This window comes from Idiomarina seosinensis, assembly GCF_003987275.1.
In the GTDB taxonomy this organism is placed as follows: domain Bacteria; phylum Pseudomonadota; class Gammaproteobacteria; order Enterobacterales; family Alteromonadaceae; genus Idiomarina; species Idiomarina seosinensis.
The window spans coordinates 241,032-263,039 of sequence record NZ_PIQF01000003.1 but is presented as its reverse complement, the minus strand read 5'-3'; the positions used below and the strand labels follow the sequence as shown (position 1 = coordinate 263,039).

The following is a 22,008-nucleotide window of genomic DNA, read 5'->3' as shown; positions in this document are numbered from 1 at the left end:
TACTCAAGTTAAGTATTGAAATCGTTCCATAATTGTTTTACTTCATCAGCCAAAGCCACAGGATCAAAAGGTTTAGAAATGACTTTTTGTACGCCCATTCTTTTGTAGCGTTCTATTTCTTTGGGCTGAACCTTGGCGGTCATAAAAGCAACAGCTGTGTATTCCGTAACCGCCCCCATGTCCCGCATCGCCTTTAATACCTGAGGGCCGTCCAGTCCAGGCATCATCACATCGAGTAAAATAACTTGCGGAATAAAAGCTTCTACTTCCTCTAACGCCTGTTCACCTGACTTACATTGTCGAACTGTCAGTCCGCCAATATCTTCTAATGCCACGACTGCTATCTCTCGAATATCAGCATCATCTTCAACATAAAGCACTCGTTCCAGCACATCCATCAATTATTTCCTTTAATCGCTGACTTTATTCCTTCCTGAGCCTTTACCGCGATAAAGCGCTTTATCTGCGCGGCTCAGCAGTTTTGTCCATGTATCGCCATTTACCGCAGCAGCAACACCAATAGTAATGGTTACTGCTATTTCAGTATCAGTACTTATTTTTATTGATTGCTGTTCTATGTTAGCGCGTAATTTTTCTGCCACACGAAACGCATCTTCAAATGGTGTTTTCGGGAGCATTATGGCGAATTCCTCGCCACCAATTCTGCTGACACTATCCCCGGAACGTGTCTCGTGTTGCAAAGTATCCGAGATAGCTTTAATCACTGAGTCACCCGCCGGATGACCATAATTGTCATTAACCGTTTTAAAATGGTCAATGTCCAGCATTAATAATGACAGAGGTTCCTTATGCCTTGATGCATGCAATAACGACTTTTCGACCTCTTCCGAGAAAAAGCGCCGATTGTAGAGCCCGGTCATTTCATCCGTAGCGACCATCTCCCGCAATTTCAGCTCAAGCGCTTTTTGCTCGCTGATATCTCGTACGGCTCCTATGAGAGTGACGCCATCGCTCTGCATTTCAGCTTGCTCTTCGACCCAAATATAATGGCCTTTCGCGTGTTTCATTCTATGCTGAACATGATGAACACCGGTTTCCTTGGCTTTTTCTTCGCTTGCGCGAATAGTTGCAATGTCGTCTGGATGTACAAGGCTATTGAACAAATCGACACTAGGCTTTGTTGAGCTTTTTGCCAGCCCAAGTAGTTCATAGATCATATCGGACCAAAATAACTCGCCGGTCTCCAGGCTTGCTTTCCAGTGACCCACTCGCCCTACGCGCTGCGCAAGCTGCAAGTCTTTGTTTGCCTGGCGAACTTTCTCTTCGATTTCTTTTCGCATTGTTGCATCAGTAAAAATACCGTACCACTGCACGCTACTGTTGCTGTCTTGCTCTGCCGAAGCACGCATCGATACCCACTTTAGCTGCTCATTATCGATTATGCGAAATTCGCAGATAATAGGCGATAATGTTTTTGCTGACTCCGACAAGGTTCGCCAAAGTGGCCGAATATCATCAGGATGTACTCGCTGCATTAACTGCAGGCTATCGTTTTTTAATTGCGACTCACTTAGACCCAGTAAATCATTCACCTGATGACTTACATAGGGAAAGTCCACTGTTCGGTCATTGTTAAACCGCATTTGGAAAAATACACCAGGAATAACGTCTGCCAAATGATTAACATGTGATCGCGCCTTCACCTCTTTTTCGATAACAGTCATTATACCGACATAGAATTGAACGTTTTGTTTACTGCTGCTATGTCGCCGAATATGATCTTCCACCCACAGGAAGTGACCCTTTTTATGCTGAAACCGATATTCTCTGCGAAGCACATTGTTAAACTCATGCTGCTCCCAAGACTCAAATTCTTTTAACGCCAATTTGACATCATTAGGATGAATATGATCAAACCACCACTGTTCTAAATCCGTTATTTCTGCTTTTGAATAGCCAAGTGTTCGTTCTACATCGTCAGTAATAGCACTCGGAAGATCAGGCCGCCCAATTGCGACCCGAAAAACCACTGCCGGGATATCACTAATGAGAGCGTCAAGCTCGTCGGTCGCCAATTTGTTCACTTTGTCAGCCTCTAGTTTTCTTGATTTGGTTTTGTATTTAGGCAACAGTCAGGACATAGTTTCACATCCCTGTATAGCGTTTGCCCCTGCTTGAGCGCGATCGATGCGGTAGGAAAAGCCCCTAACGGAACACCTTCAGTCGCTTTCTCACAGTCCTTTTTATGAATAAAACGAAGGGGCTCTAGGGCGTCTGAAGCTTGCGCAACGAGAACAAATTCTGTCACTATCTTGGATCCACATATTAAAAATATTATATCTTATATTATATTGTTATATCGAGTAACATTCCAGCCCCTAAGCAGCTATCGGCAACCGTTATCTATGGCTATAAGGTGTCTAGCAAACCAAAGGCGATTCAAGAGGCCCTTCACAAGGTATGGGCCTATTATCCGGCTAAACCAGGTTAAAGGGGTCATCCAGCGACCGTGAGGGCTGGGTAAACCAAACCGGCCCGTCTTCAGTCATATAAAAATGGTCTTCTAAACGCACGCCAAATTTTTCCGGTTGTATCACCATGGGCTCGTTGCTAAAACACATGCCCGGGGCTAACGGCGTCGTGTCACCGCCAACTAAATAAGGCCATTCGTGCAAATCCATGCCAACGCCGTGGCCGGTGTCGATTAAAACCCAATCGTCTTTTCGCAGGTGCTGCTCATAATTGACCCCATGCGGGTAGCTAGTCGCCTGACCAAATAGAACGATACAGAAGAACGAGCCACTGGCACCCACGCGGCGATGGGCTTCGTCAATAAAGGCGCGCACTTCAGAGGCACTAATGCCCTCGTATAACATGGCTCCGGTGGCACGGTGGACAGCCAACGTCATGTCCATGGCACGTTGTATTAGCGCTAGTTCCGCAGCAGATTTCTGCATACGACATGCTGCGGTAATTACTTTTTCATCCACCATCTTTGCCGCCGGATAGCGTTCTTCAAGGTTGGCAATGATGCTGTAGGAGCAGGATTCATCCAGCGCCAGCTTGCCTGCCGTTAATTCTCGTTCTTTTAAAAAGTCTACTAAATGACCATAGGGTGACTCGTGTTCGTCCCACAGTAAAGTATCCAGCGGCACCACCATCGCCTGAGTTAAAGAACCAACTTCAAACGCTGGCGCAATCTAGGTTACGTTGCCGTCAGCCGGAACAACAGCACCGACCAAACGTTCACTCGGATACCACTGCAAACCCGTAAAGTAGGTCAGGTTGGTACCGACATTTAAATACATGGCGTCGATTCCCTGAGCTTGCATCAGCGTCTGAGCTTTTTGTATACGCGCCTGATATTCTTGCAAACCCATTGGTTCAATGTCTGCGGTCATATCGCTTGAACCAGCGAGTGCATCCTCAACCTTCGCAATGCCTACCCCATGGGTCATACTCTTTATTCCCGATTGTCATTGTTAATAAGTATTTACTCATTATCAAGCTATACTCCACTTAAAACAAACAGTTGGGCAACCATTGGCTGGACCCTACTTATCCTTGTTTGCATTTGGTTTGTGGCAGCGATAGCCAATGCAAGCCGCCTATTCTTTGGAGGAAAACGCTAGATAAACAATTGCGAATGATTCTTGTTTGTAATATCGTTGTTATTAACCTCAGCAACAATAGAGTTTGATCATGACGTCGTCCGTTTCAGAAAACCATCAATTCCACCAAGCCTTTACGGCCGGAACCCAACAACTTCAAAACAACAACTTTGTGCAAGCGTTACACTATCTGACGCAGGCAAAATCATCTGCGTTAGCGATAGCTGACGATGAATTGTTGGGTCCTAATGCGCGTCAAAACTACGTCACCACTAGCCTGATTATTATGGGCGTGCAATTCCGTCAACAACGTTATGCCGACACATTGGCAAGTTACTATCAGGTGTTTCACCTATTAGACCGATGGTTAGCAACAACGCAGGATTACGCGCTCAAAAAGCGTCTACGCGGGTATCAGGCGTTGGCAGAAAAAGCATGCCGGCACTTACATCTGGAGCGATTTCGTGAGGAGGCATCCTATGCGCACTCAACAAAGTAGCCGCATACGGTTAGAGATTGATAGTCAGCAACTCATGCGTTTAATGCAAGATCGTCAACTCGTCGTGAGTGATTTTCGCTGTTGTGACAGTAAAAGCCGATGTGTGCTTAAGCTGTTATTATTGGAATGTTCCGCAAGAACCATTAATCAAGTAACTAAATAAACAGTTTGAGTAATATGTGTAATTGTAAGAACATGTTATCCATTTGTTTTATATATAAAAAGCTATTTTGCGTTTATCTCCCACCCGACTAATAATAACAATATGTCAATAACGGGGAACAACCATGGCGGTTAAATTTGAAGATCGCCCGATTGAGCAGGTACGGGAAGAAACAATAGACCAACTGGTGATGAATTACAGTCACGGCATTATTTCGGCGCAGGCGTTTGAACGGCGCCTGGATCAAGCGATGGATGCCACCGACAACCAGCTATTAGCAGAGCTGGTCAGTGACCTCGAGTTAGAGGCTGACACCACCTATACTTCAATGAAAGAGCAGCAGTTTGCGCCCCATTACGGCGAAGGCCGGGTGGAGCCAACCGAAAAAGTCATTAGCATCTTATCCTCTAATGAGCGTAGCGGTCACTGGACAGTACCACGGGAGATCACCGTGTACTCGTTGCTCGGTTCTGTAGAGCTTGATTTTAGTGATGCCGTGTTCCAGCATCCCAGTGTCACCATCAAACTTATCGGTGCACTGTCGAGCGTTGAGCTGTTTGTACCCGAGGAAGTAACCACCAGCTCTAATGTATTTAACATTTTAGGCTCTGTGGAAAATAAAGTATCAGCCAGCGGACGGATGCGGCAAGCGCCTCACATCGAGGTTGTCGGCACGCAAATACTTGGCTCGATAGAAGTAAAAGTACGCCGCACCATGCGTGAGAAATTTATGTCCTTCGCCAACAGCGTAAAAAGTGCCTTTAATTCTAACTGAAGTCGGAGTAGATTGGAGCTAACCACTTAATAACAAGGAGTTAGCCTAATGAAACTCTACGAAATGGCAAGCGCGCCTAACCCCAGACGGGTGCGCATGTTTTTAGCTGAAAAAGGCCTGCTAGATAAAGTCGAGCGCATCGAAATCGATCTGGCTAAAGGTGAAAACCTCAGCGACGACTTTAGCAGCAAAAACCCGATGAAAAAGGTGCCGGTACTCGAGCTTGATGATGGCTCCTGCATCAGCGAAACCACGGCCATTTGTCGATATTTTGAGGAACAATATCCGGACAGTCCCAGCCTGTTAGGCGATAACGCTAACGAAAAGGCTATTATCGAGCAGTGGACACGTTGGATAGACTTTTACTTATTCACCCCTATTGGTATGGGCTTTCAGCACACCTCCGGTTATTTTAAGGATCGGATGAACCCTATTAAGGAATGGGGCGAAGACAGTATTAAAGCAGCCATAAAGTTTCTCGATTTTCTCGAGCAGCATTTAAAGGATAACGAATTTATTGCCTACGGCCGGTTTACTGCCGCTGATATTAACGCGTTTTGTTCGGTTGATTTCGGTAAAGTCGTTAAGTTGCGAGTCGATGATTCGCGACCTCATTTAAAAGCTTGGTACGAGAAGATCCAGGCACGTCCTTCCGCATCTGTTTAATCAGGAAATTATTTAATGAACTGGCAGGAGCTTTCATCCTCTTTCGCTAATTTGTGGCAAACCGAGCTTTACAAAGCTGGCGATACGCAAATTTATCTATCGCAAGTTATTATTGCGTTTTCGCTGATTGTTATCGGCTTTATTATTGTCCGCTGGTTAGGCGCACACGTGGTCAAACGTGCACTTAAAAACAGCTCTTCCACCGAAAACACGGTTTATGCGTTTCGTAAGCTGTTTTCTATCCTGGCTTACATATTGATCGTTCTGATTGCCCTGCCTATTGCGGGCATTCCGATTACCGTATTTGCGGTGATGGGTGGTGCGCTAGCCATCGGTGTCGGTTTTGGCGCACAAAACCTGCTTAACAACCTGATATCGGGGGTCATCTTAATTGCCGAACGCCCCATCCGTATTGGCGATATTGTAGAGCTCGAAAAAGAACGTGGCCGAGTCGAAGAAATTGGCAATCGCTGCGTTCGCATTCGGCGTTACGATGGCGTTCACGTGCTAGTACCAAACAGCTACTTTTTAGAACAGCGAGTGGTTAACTGGACACTGGTATCAGCAGATATTCGCTCGGTGGTTACCGTTGGCGTTGCCTACGGTTCACCTGTGCAGAAGGTACACGACCTAATGCTGGAGGCTGCTGTTCACGATAAGGTATCTGCGGATTATCCGGTTGAAGTATTCTTTGATAACTTCGGCGATAACGCGCTAGTTTTTAACCTGTTTTTCTGGACTAGCGTACACCAACCCATGGATATTCGCCGGGTGCAGTCAGATGTGCGTTTTAATATCGAACGCCTGTTTGCCGAAAACGGCGTCGTTGTTGCGTTCCCGCAGCGCGATGTCCATCTGGATACATCAAAGCCTCTGGAAATTCATTTAAAAGATCCATCAGAACAAAAAAAGGGCTCTTAACAGAGCCCTTTTTTACCACACGGTATTTAGAATTCGCGTTTATAGGTGAGCGAGAAGCTCACTCCACGAGTTTCTGAGCGTAACAGCGTATTATCAAACTCAATCTCTTTATCCTGGTTCAGGATATTTTGTACCTTTAAGGTTACTTGAGAATTAAAGTCCGGATAATAACTATATACCGCGTCTAATGAATGAAACGGCTGTTCAAAAGCATCGCCACGACCGTCAATGCCCGGAATGATAATACGGTCACCAAACACATTATAAACGAACGACGCGGAATGCATGCCATCGTCGGAGTCGAAGCCAAGCTGCGTGTTTACCACCCACTCGGAATGACCGGTTAAGCGGCGTTCGGTATTAGTAATCGAGGTTGATACGCCGGTTTGCTCAACAATATTCTGGGTATCCAGGGTGATGCTCGAATCACTGAGCGTAACGTTCCCGGAGACAAAAAAGTTGTTGCTCAAGGTCTTCAACCATTCAACTTCAGTACCATAGACTTCGCCAGTTTCCGCATTAGCAATACGCACCAATGGCGGACCGTCTTGTGAAGGTGACTGCACCGATTCAATCGGATTGGTCATGTCTTTATAGAACAACCCAATCGACAAGGTATCACCGTTATCCTGATACCATTCCCAACGGGCATCAATGTTGTCGATGTCCGTTGTTTGCAGGCCGGGAGTACCGCCCACCGGAAATAATGTCAGTGGATCCAGGTAAGTTGAGCTGGAGACTTCCCGCAGATCAGGACGCACCACGGTCTTGCCGTAGCTAAAGCGTAATTGCTGTTCGTCGGTAAGGAAGTAGGTGAGCGCCAGCGAAGGGTATAAATCATCTTCCTGGAACGCCAAGTCAGCGAGATCCTGCGCGTTCGGGCTGGTCGGAAGATCGATTTCCCCCGACTGAGGGATTAACGGTACAACAACTTGACGAAAGTCTTCCCACCGCACACCGGCCGTAATACGCCATTGATCATCAAAGAAGAAGTCTCCCTCAAAATAATACGCATCAATAGCCTGTGCCGAGATGTAATCATCGCCGGCTACCGTCGTGTCGTTCAAAATCGGCAAGAAGCCCAACTCAGCATCCGCAATCACCTCATCACTTAGAATGTCACCTAGCTGATAACCTTCCAGAATACTTGAGTCGCTAAACGCACGGGTGTTGATGTCAAAGCGTCGGTTAGTGGCATAACGCGTCTTCTGCACGAAGTCCGCACCGGCTTTCAGGGTAATGTCCCAGGTGTCCAGCATAATAGGTAAGGTAACGTTCCCTCCCCAGTTCTCAACCTGGTCATTCAAGTCCTGAAAGTTATAGCGTGCTGCCGTCGTTGCGTTGGTTAAAACGCTCTCGTTTTCGCGGTCAAAAGTCCCGTCGTCGTTGCGATCGGTAAGGATAAAGCGGGTTTCGATATTGCCCGGCGCATAACGACTAGAGCGAGACTTCGAATACTTCCAGTCAATACCGAGGAAGTTCCAGTCGGTAAAGGTATGCATACCTTTAACCTGGTTCGCAACCATGCGACGCTCTTGATAAGTGACATCGTATGAGCGGATGCGTTGGTTTGAACCAAAGTTAATGTTGTTGCTGTTACCAAGTTTCTCCCGGAACTGATCTTCGGTGTCATTCAAAATAACATGACTAAAATCGACTCTGTGGTTACTGCCGTAGTTAATACCGGCGGTAAGCATACCTGACCAGGTCACTTGCTGTTCAGTAGACTCAACATCGTCCCAGCCACGCAGAATCGTGTAAGTTCCGTCTGGGTTACGACTCCAGTCTTCACCCAGATACTGCTCCGACACTTCCCACTCGTTGTCATAAGCTGCGGTAGCCAAAAAGCCGACCGCCCACTTGTCGTCTATGTCATAACGGTTACCGTAGGTCAGGTCCAAACCATAGTCGGGATCGATGCTTTGCCTGGTGGGGTCATAATCGCGATTTAACGCCAGTGCGACGTCGCGGTTCTGTTCCAGTGAGATATCATCCAAAAAGGTACGCTGATCCCATAGGTTTTGCAGCATTTGCGGCGCCGCACGCGTGCCATCATCTTTACCATTCCAGTTACTGCCACCGTCGTACCAGTAGGCATCATCAAAGTTTTCGCTGTTGCCGCCCAACTTAACCGATGCGTTAAAAACTTCGTCATCCGGTGCTGATTTCAAACGAATATCTACATTGCCGCCACCAAAATTCGCCGGCATCGAGGCAGAATAAGACTTTTGCACAGCCAGGCTTTCAATGATGTCGGCCGGGAATAAATCCAGTGGTATAACAGCACGGGTCGGATCAGGGCTTGGTACCGACATACCGTTGAGCTGCGTGCTGGAGTAGCGTTCACCCAAACCACGAACATAAATAAACTTGCCATCAACCAGGGTGAGTCCAGTAACTCGGCGCAGTGCTGCTGCAGCATCGCTGTCGCCGGTTCGGGAAATTTGCTCCGCCCCCATGATATCGGCAACAAACGCTTGCTCTTTGCGTTCCTGTACCACTGCAGCGGCGCTGCCCTGAAGGCGGGTACCGGTGGTCACCACTTCTTCAATAACAGCTTCGGGTGAGGACTCTTGCTCAGCAGTCGCCGTTTGCTGCTGCTCTTGCAATGCATAAGCAGTTTGCGATGACAAGCCCGTTAAAACCGCAAGAGTAAGGCTCGCCAGAGGAAATTGTTTGGCTCGCATGATAGTAACTACCTCTTTTATACAGTGAAAACCGGGGCACGCAGTCCTTTGCGTACCCACGGTTTAGAGTGCGGTGTTATTCCAGACCAACTGTCCAGCCGGCTGTCCAGTCGTTATCGCTGCTCACAGCACCAACAAAGTCTGCATTATCAAAGAAGGTGTCGCCGCTTAAGTCAGCTGCTGCCGCGTCCGATGCGGTAAAGATGCCATCCAGGGCTTCAGCCGCTGTTACAACGCTGTTGCCTGCCTGACCAAGGAACCACTGCTCCAGGTCTACATCGGAAGCACCAAACTTGAAGTTCTCACCGTTGTCGCAGGCCATCAGTGAGTTCGTCATGCTGATACCGCCGTCTTGCAGATGTCCCTGACTTACCGGGTTACTCTCAACCTCTAAACATTCGCCCATACCGGCCGGTCCAGATACGATAGTGTTGTAGAATGTTGCCTGAGTCCCCTCACGCAGGTAGATACCTTCCGAAGCATTTTCGCCGGCAAAGGTGTTACCGATGATGCTCAGGTTGGCAAGGATTGGGCTGGACATTGGCTCAGCACCCGGGTTAGAACCATCGTTATCAGCTTCTATACCGCGGTTAGCATCTGAGTTGTCCGGGTTCTGACGTACCAGTACATATTGCAGCTTACCCTGATAACCGTTGTCCCAGTCGATACTGTCGTCTTGCATGTTGGTTAATACAACGTACTTGAAGTTAACGTTACCACCGAACATTTCGATGCCGTCATCCGAGTTATTGTGAACCTGGATATACTCAACAGTCGTGCCTGAGCCAACACCACCAAAAGTAATGCCGTTTAACTCGTTGTCCGGTGCAATTTCAAAGCCGCCATTCATCACCCGCACGTAACGCAGCGTCCCTGAGCTATCGCTGCTATCGGTACCACCGAATACAGCTCCTTCTTCGGCACCTTCAACTTGCAGCGCACAGTCAGAACCATCGGATGGGCATTTATTGCTCGGAGCGTTGCCCAGAACAATTAAGCCACCCCACTGACCCGGCATACCTTCACCCGTTTCAACGTCGATTGAAGAGGTCAACGTGATTGGCTCTTCGGCTGTACCTTGTGCATCGATCTCTGAGCCGCGGCTGATCACCAGGTAATCGTTGCCGGTGCGGCCATATACAGTAACACCTGGCTCGATGGTCAATGTGGCCGAGTCGACATTATCGCCGCCCATAAATACCGGACCCGTCAGCGCGTAGAAATTACCGGCCGTCAGTGTCAGATCGTCAGTATAACGACCTTCCAGCTCACAGGTGGTGGTAGTTCCGTCGATAGGGGTAATAGCTTCTGTACCTGTCGGGCATCCTGCAACGGGGGCTTCTGAACCGCCGGCAGTGACTTCGCCGCCGCCAAACCCAAATGCCCAGCCTTGACGCCAGTCGTCGCTGCCGCCGACAGCACCGATAAAGTCAACCGCTTCAAAGAAGCTGCCATCTACTGTATTAGATACATCCTGGCCGGCTCCCAGCAATGGAGAACCGCTCATAGGCTGACCGTTAGCAGATAACATGACCGACTCACTGATAAAGTTATTGGACTGGTCGTTTAGGAACCAATCTTCAAGGTTTACGTCAGTATCGCCGTATTTAAAGTTTTCGCCGTTTGAACAGGCGAATACTGAGTTTTCCATGCGAATCGTATTGTCCGCCAGGTGCCCCTGAGAAACAGGGTTACCTTCAACTTCAAAACATTCACCCATCTCTGATGGGCCAGATACGACAACGTTGTAAAACTGAGCACCTGTACCTTCGCGCAAATAAATACCTTCCGACGAGTTTTCGCCCTGAAAGTTATTACCAACAATAGTCAGGTTCGCCACAATCGGGTTAGACATGGGTTCAGCAGCCGGATTAGAGCCGTCATTATCGGCTTCGATACCACGGTTAGCATCGCCACCGTTTTTATCATGTTCAACATAAACAAACTGCATACGGCCGCGGTAGCCGTTATCCCAGTCGATGCTGTCATCCTGCATGCCGGTTAATACAACGTGTTTAAAATCCACGTTACCACCGAACATTTCGATACCGTCGTCTGAGTTACCGTGTACTTGCAAATACTCAACTGTTGTTCCTGAGCCTACGCCGCCAAAAGTTATGCCGTTTAACTCGTTATCCGGTGCAATTTCAAAGCCGCCGTGCTTAACCACTAAGTAACGTAAGACACCCGAGTTGTCGCCTTCGTCGTCACCACCGAATACCGCGCCTTCCTCTGCACCTTCTACTTGCAGTGCGCAATCCGAACCGTCGGCCGGACATTTGTTGCTGGGAGCATTACCAAGAATGATAAAACCGCCCCATTGGCCCGGTGCCGTTTCTTCGCCTAGCACATCCTGCGAAGAGGTCATGATGATAGGCGCTTCGGCAGTACCTTCTGCCATAATTTGAGAATCACGACTCACCACTAAGTAGTCGTTACCCTGGCGCCCGAAAATAACGGTGCCGGCCTCAACCGTCAGTACCGCTGAATTGGTTTTATCACCGCCAACAAAAGTCGGCCCATCAATCGCGTACATCACCGTTGTGCCATCATCCAGGCTATTAACGAGGGTAGTATCTTCTGTGATACGTCCAGATATTATCTGTACCTGAACCTCTTCACCCAGAGCTTCCGAGGCCGCCAGAGACAGTGAGCCACTGGTTTCACCCGGTAGTTCAACGCTGCTGCCGCCATCATCGCCGCCACCTGTGCCGGGATCAGGTTGTTCTACCGTAGCACCGGTATCAATATTGATATCGCCACCACAGCCAGCGAGTACCAGCGCGGTAGCTACAGCAGAGGCTTTAAAAAGGGTTTGCAATTTCATTGTGTTCTCCAGACTTAGAACAAGAGTGTTATTAGTTGTCGGAGAAGGAGGTTAATGAGCTTGCATGACAGCTTTGTGACAACAAAAAAGTGTCACAAAAGATTCACCATAATGACATGTTAAATTGATCCTTTTGGCTGTCTAGAAAGTAATCAATCAAAAATCCAAACAGGGAAGCAACAATGAAAAAAATCGCTTTGTTAATGGGGTTAGCACTGGCAACCAGCGCTACTGCTCAAAATCGTTTTGACGACGTTAATGTCGAGGCAACCAAAGTTGCGTCTAATGTGCACATGGTCACCGGAGCCGGCGGCAATATGGCACTCATGCATGGTGCAGATGGCGTACTGTTAATTGATGATCAATACCAACAGATGGCAGAAAAGATTTCTACTAAGATCAAAGACCTAACCGGTGAAAGCGTACGGTATTTGATCAACACCCACTTTCATGGTGACCACGTTGGTTCTAACATGTGGTTCAAAGAGCAGCACAACAGCACCATTATGGCGCATGACAATGTGCGCAAGCGGTTAGCCGCAGATGACGATTTTAATCCTGCCGGTTTACCTGCTTTAACCTTTGACTCAACCGTCACATTGCACATTAACGGCGACACCGTGCACGTATTTTATTTGCCCGATGGTCATACCGACGGTGATGTCGCTGTCTGGTTTGAAAAAGCCAACGTGTTGCACCCGGGCGACTTGTTCTTTAACGAGCGTTTTCCGTTTATAGATTTAGGCAGCGGGGGTGATGTCGAGGGTTACATTGATAACGCTGAAACCCTAATCGCTAAAATAAACGAGGATACCGTGATTATTCCGGGTCACGGACCGCAAGCGACAAAAGCTGACTATCAGCAGTTCGTCGATATGATTAAGGCGACTAAAGCAGAAGTGGACGCTATGCGGGACAGTGGTATGGCGCTTGAAGATGCTCTAGGAAACGGCCTGAGCGATGAATTCAAACCCTGGGCATGGAACTTTATTACCGAAGAACGCTGGATTAAAACGCTTTACTGATAGGCTTTATAACACTAGGATTTCTAGGCCAACTCATTGTAGTTGGCCTTTTTCTTAGCATCTATGGATACGTATCTATGCCAGTTCCATCATTTTTTTCCATGTATCAACAGCTAATTGCTATTCCCTCCATCAGTAGCATGGACAGCCAATGGGATCACAGCAATAAGGCCGTTATCGAAAAGCTTGCAGAGTGGCTGGGTGAGCTCGGCTTTGACTGCGAAATTAATGAACTGCAGGGCAAGCCCGGTAAATTTAATTTACTGGCACGCAGAGGCACTGGCAGCGGCGGGCTGCTTCTTTCTGGCCATACCGATACGGTGCCCTACGATGAGAGCCGCTGGAGCAGTGACCCTTTTACCTTAACCGAGCGAGACAACCGCTGGTATGGGCTGGGCAGCATTGATATGAAAGGCTTCTTTGCGTTTGTCATTGAGGCTTTAAAAGAACTGCCAGCAGAGCAACAACAACAGCCGCTGATGATTCTTGCCACGGCCGACGAAGAAACCACAATGGACGGTGCTCGTCAGCTATCAAACTTTTCGAATCTAAAACCAGACGCTTGTATTATCGGCGAACCCACTAGCATGACTCCGGTACTGGCTCATAAAGGGCATTTAAGCGAAGCTATTCGAGTGACCGGTAAGTCAGGTCATAGTTCTGATCCTAAGCTCGGCTTAAATGCTATCGAGATTATGCATCAGGTTATCGGTCGACTATTGACCGTGCAATCTGACTTCTCGAGTAAATATTCAAATGCCTTATTTACCGTGCCTGAACCAACACTCAATTTTGGCAGCATACATGGTGGTGATAACCCAAACCGTATCTGCGGCTGCTGCGAGTTACAGATAGACATTCGACCATTACCGGGAATGGATATAAGTGAGTTGTACCTACTTATCAACCAACAACTGGCCGATCTGAGACAACGTTGTCCGGGGCAAATCGATCTGATTCAATTACATCCGGCTATTCCTGGTTATCAGGAACAAGCGGATGCGGCTCTGGTCCATCTTGCAGAAAAAATTAGTGGTCGGACCGCTCATGCTGTGAACTACTGTACCGAAGCTCCTTTTATTCAGCAGCTTGGCTGCGAGACTGTGGTGATGGGGCCTGGCTCGATTGCACAAGCGCACCAACCGGACGAATACCTGGCCACAGACACCATTGACTCTACCCAAAAACAGATATACCAGCTAATTCGGGGGTATTGTTATTAAAAAAGCTGTCGATAACAATTTGACAAAGCATGATACAGATCAAAAGCTTTAACTTATTGCTATCAAAAATCACGGAGACCGTTCTCTATGTTTCGACAGTTTTCAATTGGCATCCGGGCCGCTGGTGCTTTTGGCATTATTGGTCTGTTAGTGCTGGCACTGGGAATATTCTCAGTCAATCGTCTAGCGGCAGTCACCACTGAACTAGAGCTTATTACTACCCAAAAAATGCCGGCAGTTGAGCTGGTAAACGAAATTGATCGCTCGTTCCTGCGTGTAAGAGTTCACTCTGCTAATGTCGCCACTTATATTAACGACCCCGAGCGTTTAAGCCGCTATCAAGATAGTCTGGACAACGCCATTGAGGACTTAAGAGCCGCACAGACGCAACTAGATCAAGTTGCCGAGAACCCTGAAGTGCGCAGCATTTATGAAAACTATATGAAGCTCGACGCTCAATATTGGGAGCTGCAAGAGCAATTTAATAAACTGGTGGATGCTAAATTAGCGGACCCCATTGCTTCGTTACGGGAAAACTCGATTTTACCCGTCACCTCAGAAGTTTCGGCGACTCTCGACAAATTGCTGGCCAAGCAGATGGCGGTTGTAGAACAAGTATCTGAGGAAGCGCAACAAGTGTCCTCCAACGCTAATATTGCAATTATCGTTGCGCTTATTGCTGTGATGCTATTACTGAGCGTATTTGCAGTACTGTTAACTCGCAGCATCGTACAGCCGATTCAGGCAGCTGTTGATTTTGCGGAAACCATCGCATCCAGAGATCTCACTCACAGCATTCAGATAGAGGGCAATGACGAAGCTTCTGCGTTATTGCGTCAGCTGAAGAAAACCCAGCACGAATTACGTGATTCAATTAGCAAAATTTCTGAATCATCAGAGCAGTTGGCATCTACGTCAGAGGAACTGAGCTCTGTCACTGAAGATTCGACCCGCACTATCCAGCAACAAACAGAGGAGCTGGAGCAAGCGGCAACCGCCGTCAACGAATTAACCACAGCGGTTGAGAATGTTGCTCAAGACGCGCAAAGCGCTTCGCAAGCGTCTAACGATGCCGATGAGCAGGCACAATTTGGTAACGACCGCGTTAGTAAAACCGTCACGGCCATTGAGCAGCTCTCACAAGAAATTGGTGACTCTTCCAGCAGCGTCACCGAGCTGGCTAACAAGGTCACCGATATCACTAAAGTGCTTGATGTCATCCGCGGTATTGCCGAGCAAACCAACTTGCTGGCCCTGAACGCGGCTATCGAGGCGGCGCGAGCCGGCGAATCAGGCCGTGGTTTTGCGGTTGTTGCCGACGAAGTAAGGTCGCTGGCGCATAAAACTCAAAAATCCACCGTCGAAATCGAAGAAATGGTGGAATCTATTAATAGCTCCAGCGAGCGCTCTGTATCAACCATGAAGCGCAGTATGGAACGAGCGACTAACACATTGGATATTGCCCGTGAAGCTGGCGAGGCGCTTAAGCAAATTGCGCAAGCCGTTAGCGAAATTAATACTCACAATACGTCTATTGCCAGTGCGGCTGAAGAACAAGCCAACGTGGCACGAGATGTCGATGAGAACTTGGTCAGCATTCGTGACCTGTCCAATTCAACGGCGTCCGGTGCGGAGGAGACCAGCGCTTCTAGCCAAGAGCTATCAAGACTGGCGGTTGATCTTAACGGCTTAGTCGAGCGCTTTAAAACACGTTCTTAAGCGGCATAACTATTAAGTGGGGCTTTGTCACTGCAACAGCCCCGCTTAAATTTTAAGCAGCCTTTGCCTGAAAACAAAAATAACCTTCCTGAATACCCATAATCCACTTTATAAATTCGACTGATACCACTAACCCAGTCTACTCTGAATTCGTGTTAACAAATCAATAACAACGGATTCAACAATGACCAAGCAACTTGTTTTTACCAATACGCTCGATAGCGCTGCCCAATCGGTATTTACCGATCAGGCTGTCGATTTTCTATGTGATTTGGTTGAGCAGTTTCGACCCCGCCTATTTGAATTATTGCAGCAGCGAAGACAACGCCAGGCGCTGTTTGACGATGGCGAACTACCTAACTTTGACGCAGCCACAAAAAACATTCGTCAGCAGCAATGGCGCATTGCTGAATTACCAAAAGACCTAACCAAACGTCGTTTAGAAATTACCGGTCCGGTCGACAGAAAAATGGTGATAAACGCCTTAAACGCAAACGTTGACTGTTATATGGCCGACTTTGAGGATTCACAGTCACCCACCTGGGACGGCCTTGTTAATGGCCAGATTAATTTACGTGATGCCAACCTGGGCAATATGAGCTATGACGACCCAAGCTCAGGCAAGCACTATTCGGTTAAAGACGATCCGGCTTTATTAATTGCCCGGGTTCGCGGCTTACATCTTCCCGAAAAACATGTCCTGCTTGACGATCAGCCGATTCCCGGCGCGTTAATGGATTTTGCCTTGTACTTTTTTCATAACTATCAGCAACGTCTAAAACAAGGCTCTGGCGTCTACTTTTACCTGCCAAAGTTAGAACACAGCGACGAAGCTAAATGGTGGGCCGATGTATTTCATTACACCGAGCAGCGGTTCCAGCTTAAAACCAGCACCATTCGCGCCACAGTCTTAATCGAAACATTACCCGCGGTCTTCCAGATGCACGAAATTCTGTATCAGCTGCGCGACCATATTGCAGCGCTAAACTGTGGCCGCTGGGACTACATTTTTAGTTATATAAAAACTCTGAAAGAACACCCCGATCGGGTCTTGCCGGATCGCCAGGTTGTCGGAATGGACAAGCCGTTTTTAAATGCCTATTCGCGTTTATTGGTGAAGACCTGTCACCAACGCGGCGCTCTGGCAATGGGCGGGATGGCTGCATTTATTCCCAGTAAGGACGCCGATGAAAACGAAAAAATACTGGCCAAGGTCCACGCCGACAAAACCCTCGAGCGCGATAACGGCCACGACGGCACCTGGATAGCTCACCCAGGTCTGGCTGATACCGTGCGCGGCATTTTTGTCGATGGTATTGACGGTGATAATCAGCTGCAGGTACTACGTGAACAGGACACCGACATTGACCAGCAGTTGTTGTTACAACCTTGCGATGGTGAGCGCACCGAGCAAGGTATGCGCACCAATATCAGAGTCTCGCTGCAATACATCGCTGCCTGGCTCGATGGTAAGGGCTGCGTTCCTATATACGGGTTAATGGAAGACGCCGCCACCGCTGAGATTTCACGCACTTCGATTTGGCAATGGATCCGCCACGGTAAAACTCTGGCCGACGGAACTCAGGTTACTAAACAACTGTTTCGCGACTTTTTACAGCAAGAAGCTGACGTGGTTCGCAATGAAGTCGGTGATAAACGCTGGCAGAGCGAACCTTTCGAAAAAGCGAAAAAATTACTCGAAGAAATTACTACAGCCGACCAGTTAGTCGATTTTCTAACCCTGCCGGGCTATCAAAAACTGGCATAAAACAACTTGAACAACAGGACAATCATTATGACAACTCAATCTTTATCACAGGCCGCTCAAGCTAAAAAGCTTAAAGAACAATGGCAAAACGACCCACGCTGGGAGGGTGTGCAACGCCCCTACACGGCAGAAGAAGTGGTGCGACTGCGTGGCTCGGTGCAGCCCGAGTATACCTATGCCCGTAACGGTGCTAACAAGCTTTGGCGACTAATTAACGGCGAAGCTCAGGGAAAATTTGGCAAGGACTATGTGAATGCTCTGGGCGCGCTCACTGGCGGCCAGGCCGTGCAGCAAGTGAAAGCCGGATTGCAAGCTATTTACTTATCTGGCTGGCAAGTTGCTGCGGACAATAACAGCGCCTGTAGCATGTACCCGGATCAGTCGCTATACCCAGTCGACTCAGTACCCACGGTCGTCGAGCGCATCAATAACTCGTTTGCGCGGGCCGACCAAATCCAATGGTCAAAAGGCCTTACCGCAGAAGACGACAACTACGTTGACTATTTTGCCCCGATTGTGGCCGATGCCGAAGCTGGCTTTGGCGGAGTACTGAACGCTTACGAGCTAATGAAACGCATGATCCAGGCCGGTGCTGCCGGCGTGCATTTTGAAGACCAGCTCGCGTCTGTTAAGAAGTGCGGGCACATGGGTGGCAAAGTGCTGGTACCCACTCAGGAAGCGGTACAAAAACTGGTTGCGGCACGTTTAGCTACCGACGTCGCCGGCATTCCCACGCTGATTGTGGCGCGTACCGATGCGAACGCAGCCGATCTGTTAACCTCAGATTTTGACGAAAATGACCGTCAGTTTATTACCGGCGAGCGCACTGCCGAAGGCTTTTACCGGGTTAAGCCGGGCATTGAACAGGCCATTTCTCGAGGTTTAGCGTATGCACCTTATGCTGATTTATTGTGGTGCGAGACAGCCAAGCCGGATCTGGACGAAGCGCGTCAATTTGCCGAGGCCATTCATGCTAAATATCCGGGTAAAATGTTGGCCTATAACTGCTCGCCATCGTTTAACTGGCGCCGCAACCTGGATGACGAAACTATCGCTAAGTTCCAGCGCGAACTCGCGGCAATGGGCTATAAATTCCAGTTTATTACACTCGCGGGCGTACATAATATGTGGTATCACATGTTTGAGCTGGCTCATGACTATGCCCGCAATGACATGTCTGCCTATGTTCGTTTGCAACAACAGGAATTCCAGGCTGCGGACAAAGGCTATACTTTTGTGGCTCACCAACAAGAAGTAGGTACCGGCTACTTTGATGATCTGACTAACGTGATTCAGGGCGGCGGTTCTTCGGTAACCGCATTAACCGGTTCCACCGAAGAAGATCAGTTTAAAACCTCCGCGTAAACCTTAGCTGTTCAGCATAAGGAAACACATCCGTCAGGGACCCCTCGCGGATGTGTTTTTGCGTTCTTTGCCAGTATTTAGGATCAATCAATTCAGGGTGATGCTTTAACAGTTTTTCCCGGTAGCGCGGCTGTGGCACAGCAAACTGCCCGAGCTGCTGCGGAAACACATCATCCGGTGCCGACGACACGTCTACGTCTGAATACTGGTCAATTGGCGGCAACGCTCGAAAATTCATGTCGGTTAAATAGCGCACTTCGTCGTAATCATAAAATACAATTCGCTTGTGTCGGGTGACCCCAAAGTTCTTAAGCAGCATATCGCCCGGGAATATATTGGCCGCGATCATCTCCTTAATCGCCCGGCCGTAATCGTCCATTGCTGCATCCACCTCTTCATCGCTAGCATATTCAAGAAAGAGGTTCAGTGGTGTCATCCGCCGTTCAACGAACAGCTGCTTAATAACCAGCGTTTTATCTTCTACCTGAATCGATCCGCCTACCGTTGCCTGTAACTCATCTAACAAGTCCGCAGCAATGCGATCCAACGGAATAGCAACGTCAGCAAATTCCAAAGTGTCAGCCATGCGCCCAACCCGGTCGTGGCGTTTTACCATGCGGTAACGGTCGATAACGGTCTGTCGGCTAAAGGTTTTGGTGGAGCCCAGGGTATCCTTAATCACTTTAAAAACGTACGGAAACGACGGTAAGGTAAACACCGTCATCACCATACCTTTAACCCCTGCAGCCGCCGCTAACTGATCATCGGTACGCCGCAAGTGATGCAAAAAGTCCCGATAAAACTCGGTTTTTCCCTGTTTATGAAACCCGATCGAGGCGTACAGTTCTGCCAACGTTTTATGTGGCATTAAATCTTTTAAAAAACGCACTAATGCCGACGGCGCTTCGGTCTGTACCATAAAATAAGAGCGGGCAAAGCCGAATATCGTCGCCATCCGGTTAGAATTGGTAATAAAGGCATCGACATACAGCTTACCGTGACTGTTAACCAGCACCGGCACAATAAACGGATAGTGATACTGTTCTGTCACTATTCTGCCAACAATATAAGCTGCTTTATTGCGGAAAAAGGGCGAGCTCAGAACATCGATGCGAATGTCGTGCGGTTCGATTTCAGTTTCCTGTGAACGCTGCAAAAAGGCATCGCGCAGCTGCTCCAGATCGTTCTCAAAGTTTTCGAATTCACCGTTTAAGCCAATATCTAAAAACAGCTGTGACAAAATTTTTGGCAGTCCGCCTTTTACCGGAAAGTAGCTGTGATACTGGCTTTGTACAGACACCGGTATATGGCTTTCCAGCATGGTTTCGACAAAAATAAAGTCGTTATGAAAATAGCGGCGTTCAAACGCGCGGCAAAATACCGAATTGTAAAAGGTCTCGGCCAGCTCAGCCTGGGGATGAAACTTTAACAATGAGCGATAACGCTGGCGAGTAGCCAACCACAGCTGTTCCTCAAACTGTTGACCCACTGCCCTTTGAATACTGGCACTGGTTTCTTTTACCTGACGGTCGTAATACGAGATTCGCTCGGCAGAAGCTTCGATAACCTGCTGCCACTGACGCTTTAAAAACCGCGAACGCGCGCCTTTTGTCAGCCGTTGAAACCGATCATAATGGCAATGAAAACCTTGTAAAATTTTCTGCGCTAAATAATTACTGTCGACCGCCAAGTTACGTCCTTTTTATACGCTTTATGCCCTACCATAGCGGTTAGCGACACCAACATACAATGGTTTTACGCGACCACTACTTTTATTAACTATTCACAGCGTTTATAATCCCGATACATTATTTCTATTGTCCGTATTTTGCCATATCGATTAGGCGGCCCGATGAACACAATAAAAGATATCGATCTAAACCTCTTGGTTTATTTGGACGTGTTACTAAGAGAACGAAATGTGACCCGTGCAGCGGCTCAGCTGAACATAACACAGCCAGCTATGAGTAACGGTCTTAAGCGTTTACGTAACCTACTCAATGACCCCATTTTAGTCAGAACCAGTGAAGGCATGATGCCAACTCAACGGGCGCTGGATATGCAGGAGTCGTTGCGTGGCGTGCTGTACTCAGTCGAAGAGATGATTCAGCCAGTGCGTGAATTTGAAGCCGCTACCAGTGACCGGGTATTCCGAATTATGGCCTCAGATTATGCCGCTTCCACGCTAATGCCAAGGTTGTTAGAAGCTCTGGACGAACAAGCTCCGCACGTTTCTCTAGATATCATGACACCGAGTGACATCAGTTTTCATGACGTTGAGAACGGTAAAGTGGATTTAGCCATCAACCGCTTCGAAAAGCTGCCACAATCGTTTCATCAAAAAGTCCTTTGGCAGGATCAGTTTTCCTGTCTGGTTCACAAAGATCACCCGCTACTGGCCAGCTACACGCTTGATGAATACCTTAAAGCTGAGCATGTCTGGGTCAGTAAAACTGGATTTGGTGTGGGTGTCGGGATGGATCCGCACGACGTGCAAAAACTGGGCTGGGTCGACGAAGCTTTGGACAAGTTAGGGTGCCGCCGTCACATAAAAGTATTTACCCGTAACTACCACGTAGCTATGTACCTGGCACGACAAGGCCTGATTGCAACACTACCAACTCGAGCTGCGTCACTATATCAAGACGACGACTACCTGGTAATGAAACAGCCGCCGTTTGAAATTCCCGGCCTTACCCTGACCATGATTTGGAGTCCCTTGTTACAGCACGATGCTGGCCACCGCTGGTTCCGCCAAATTGTAGCGGATACAGCGGCAGCCGAGGCTTAATCCAGGG

The 22,008-nt window shown here is 48.2% G+C and carries 15 protein-coding genes and 1 pseudogene; 10 read left to right on the top strand and 6 right to left on the bottom strand.

The genetic code is table 11. From position 1 onward, the window contains the following. Positions 1-8 precede the first annotated feature (8 nt). The 3 genes and pseudogenes from CWI81_RS10335 to CWI81_RS10325 form a co-directional block, all read right to left on the bottom strand. Entirely contained in the window at positions 9-398 is a 390-nt protein-coding gene (locus CWI81_RS10335) for a response regulator (RefSeq protein WP_126785244.1), read from the bottom strand. A gap of 12 nt (positions 399-410) precedes the next feature. Then, on the bottom strand, positions 411-2,045 hold the full coding sequence (locus CWI81_RS10330) for a GGDEF domain-containing protein (RefSeq protein ID WP_126785243.1): 1,635 nt from the start codon (positions 2,043-2,045) through the stop codon (positions 411-413). A 393-nt stretch (positions 2,046-2,438) separates the two neighbouring features. Beyond that, positions 2,439-3,419, bottom strand: a pseudogene (locus tag CWI81_RS10325) (M24 family metallopeptidase). 244 nt (positions 3,420-3,663) lie between these two features. Here CWI81_RS10325 and CWI81_RS10320 point away from each other — a divergent pair. The 4 genes from CWI81_RS10320 to CWI81_RS10300 all read left to right on the top strand — a co-directional run bounded on the left by CWI81_RS10320 (position 3,664) and on the right by CWI81_RS10300 (position 6,596). Beyond that, positions 3,664-4,071: a hypothetical protein gene (locus tag CWI81_RS10320; RefSeq protein WP_126785242.1), complete on the top strand. Its 408-nt coding sequence runs from the start codon at positions 3,664-3,666 to the stop codon at positions 4,069-4,071. Between the two features lie 287 nt (positions 4,072-4,358). Continuing rightward, complete coding sequence (locus CWI81_RS10310) at positions 4,359-5,009, top strand: DUF1707 domain-containing protein (RefSeq protein WP_126785240.1); 651 nt, start codon at positions 4,359-4,361, stop codon at positions 5,007-5,009. 48 nt (positions 5,010-5,057) lie between these two features. Beyond that, a complete protein-coding gene (locus tag CWI81_RS10305) occupies positions 5,058-5,675 on the top strand; it encodes a glutathione S-transferase family protein (RefSeq protein WP_126785239.1) in 618 nt (205 codons plus the stop codon). A 15-nt stretch (positions 5,676-5,690) separates the two neighbouring features. Beyond that, positions 5,691-6,596: a mechanosensitive ion channel family protein gene (locus CWI81_RS10300; RefSeq protein WP_126785238.1), complete on the top strand. Its 906-nt coding sequence runs from the start codon at positions 5,691-5,693 to the stop codon at positions 6,594-6,596. 26 nt (positions 6,597-6,622) lie between these two features. On the opposite strand, the gene CWI81_RS10295 is transcribed toward CWI81_RS10300, so the two are convergent. Beyond that, complete coding sequence (locus CWI81_RS10295; protein ID WP_126785237.1) at positions 6,623-9,283, bottom strand: TonB-dependent receptor domain-containing protein; 2,661 nt, start codon at positions 9,281-9,283, stop codon at positions 6,623-6,625. A 76-nt stretch (positions 9,284-9,359) separates the two neighbouring features. Continuing rightward, on the bottom strand, positions 9,360-12,110 hold the full coding sequence (locus CWI81_RS10290; RefSeq protein WP_126785236.1) for a hypothetical protein: 2,751 nt from the start codon (positions 12,108-12,110) through the stop codon (positions 9,360-9,362). Positions 12,111-12,292: 182 nt separating this feature from the next. On the opposite strand from CWI81_RS10290, the gene CWI81_RS10285 reads away from it, so the two are divergent. From CWI81_RS10285 to aceA, 5 genes are all read left to right on the top strand, one after another. Continuing rightward, positions 12,293-13,135 (top strand): MBL fold metallo-hydrolase, encoded by an 843-nt coding sequence (locus CWI81_RS10285; protein ID WP_126785235.1) that lies wholly within the window; start codon positions 12,293-12,295, stop codon positions 13,133-13,135. Between the two features lie 77 nt (positions 13,136-13,212). After that, positions 13,213-14,358 carry an acetylornithine deacetylase gene (gene argE / locus CWI81_RS10280; protein ID WP_126785234.1) on the top strand — a complete coding sequence of 382 codons (1,146 nt, stop codon included), beginning with the start codon at positions 13,213-13,215 and terminating at the stop codon, positions 14,356-14,358. Between the two features lie 87 nt (positions 14,359-14,445). Further along, positions 14,446-16,077, top strand: coding sequence for a methyl-accepting chemotaxis protein (locus tag CWI81_RS10275; protein ID WP_126785233.1), 1,632 nt, complete (start codon positions 14,446-14,448; stop codon positions 16,075-16,077). A 184-nt stretch (positions 16,078-16,261) separates the two neighbouring features. Further along, entirely contained in the window at positions 16,262-17,845 is a 1,584-nt protein-coding gene (aceB, locus tag CWI81_RS10270; protein ID WP_126785232.1) for a malate synthase A, read from the top strand. A gap of 27 nt (positions 17,846-17,872) precedes the next feature. After that, entirely contained in the window at positions 17,873-19,210 is a 1,338-nt protein-coding gene (aceA, locus tag CWI81_RS10265) for an isocitrate lyase (RefSeq protein WP_126785231.1), read from the top strand. Here aceA and aceK read toward each other — a convergent pair. Next, on the bottom strand, positions 19,194-20,900 hold the full coding sequence (gene aceK / locus CWI81_RS10260; protein ID WP_126785230.1) for a bifunctional isocitrate dehydrogenase kinase/phosphatase: 1,707 nt from the start codon (positions 20,898-20,900) through the stop codon (positions 19,194-19,196). The two genes, aceA and aceK, sit on opposite strands and share 17 nt — an antisense overlap. A 162-nt stretch (positions 20,901-21,062) precedes the next feature. On the opposite strand from aceK, the gene CWI81_RS10255 reads away from it, so the two are divergent. After that, complete coding sequence (locus CWI81_RS10255; RefSeq protein ID WP_126785229.1) at positions 21,063-22,001, top strand: LysR family transcriptional regulator; 939 nt, start codon at positions 21,063-21,065, stop codon at positions 21,999-22,001. Positions 22,002-22,008: the final 7 nt, after the last annotated feature.

Coding starts and splice junctions, on each gene's coding strand:
- CWI81_RS10335 (WP_126785244.1), bottom strand. CDS start 398: ATGGATGTGCTGGAACGAGTGCTTTATGTTGAAGATGATGCTGATATT.
- CWI81_RS10320 (WP_126785242.1), top strand. CDS start 3,664: ATGACGTCGTCCGTTTCAGAAAACCATCAATTCCACCAAGCCTTTACG.
- CWI81_RS10310 (WP_126785240.1), top strand. CDS start 4,359: ATGGCGGTTAAATTTGAAGATCGCCCGATTGAGCAGGTACGGGAAGAA.
- CWI81_RS10305 (WP_126785239.1), top strand. CDS start 5,058: ATGAAACTCTACGAAATGGCAAGCGCGCCTAACCCCAGACGGGTGCGC.
- CWI81_RS10300 (WP_126785238.1), top strand. CDS start 5,691: ATGAACTGGCAGGAGCTTTCATCCTCTTTCGCTAATTTGTGGCAAACC.
- CWI81_RS10295 (WP_126785237.1), bottom strand. CDS start 9,283: ATGCGAGCCAAACAATTTCCTCTGGCGAGCCTTACTCTTGCGGTTTTA.
- CWI81_RS10290 (WP_126785236.1), bottom strand. CDS start 12,110: ATGAAATTGCAAACCCTTTTTAAAGCCTCTGCTGTAGCTACCGCGCTG.
- CWI81_RS10285 (WP_126785235.1), top strand. CDS start 12,293: ATGAAAAAAATCGCTTTGTTAATGGGGTTAGCACTGGCAACCAGCGCT.
- argE (WP_126785234.1), top strand. CDS start 13,213: ATGCCAGTTCCATCATTTTTTTCCATGTATCAACAGCTAATTGCTATT.
- CWI81_RS10275 (WP_126785233.1), top strand. CDS start 14,446: ATGTTTCGACAGTTTTCAATTGGCATCCGGGCCGCTGGTGCTTTTGGC.
- aceB (WP_126785232.1), top strand. CDS start 16,262: ATGACCAAGCAACTTGTTTTTACCAATACGCTCGATAGCGCTGCCCAA.
- aceA (WP_126785231.1), top strand. CDS start 17,873: ATGACAACTCAATCTTTATCACAGGCCGCTCAAGCTAAAAAGCTTAAA.
- CWI81_RS10255 (WP_126785229.1), top strand. CDS start 21,063: ATGAACACAATAAAAGATATCGATCTAAACCTCTTGGTTTATTTGGAC.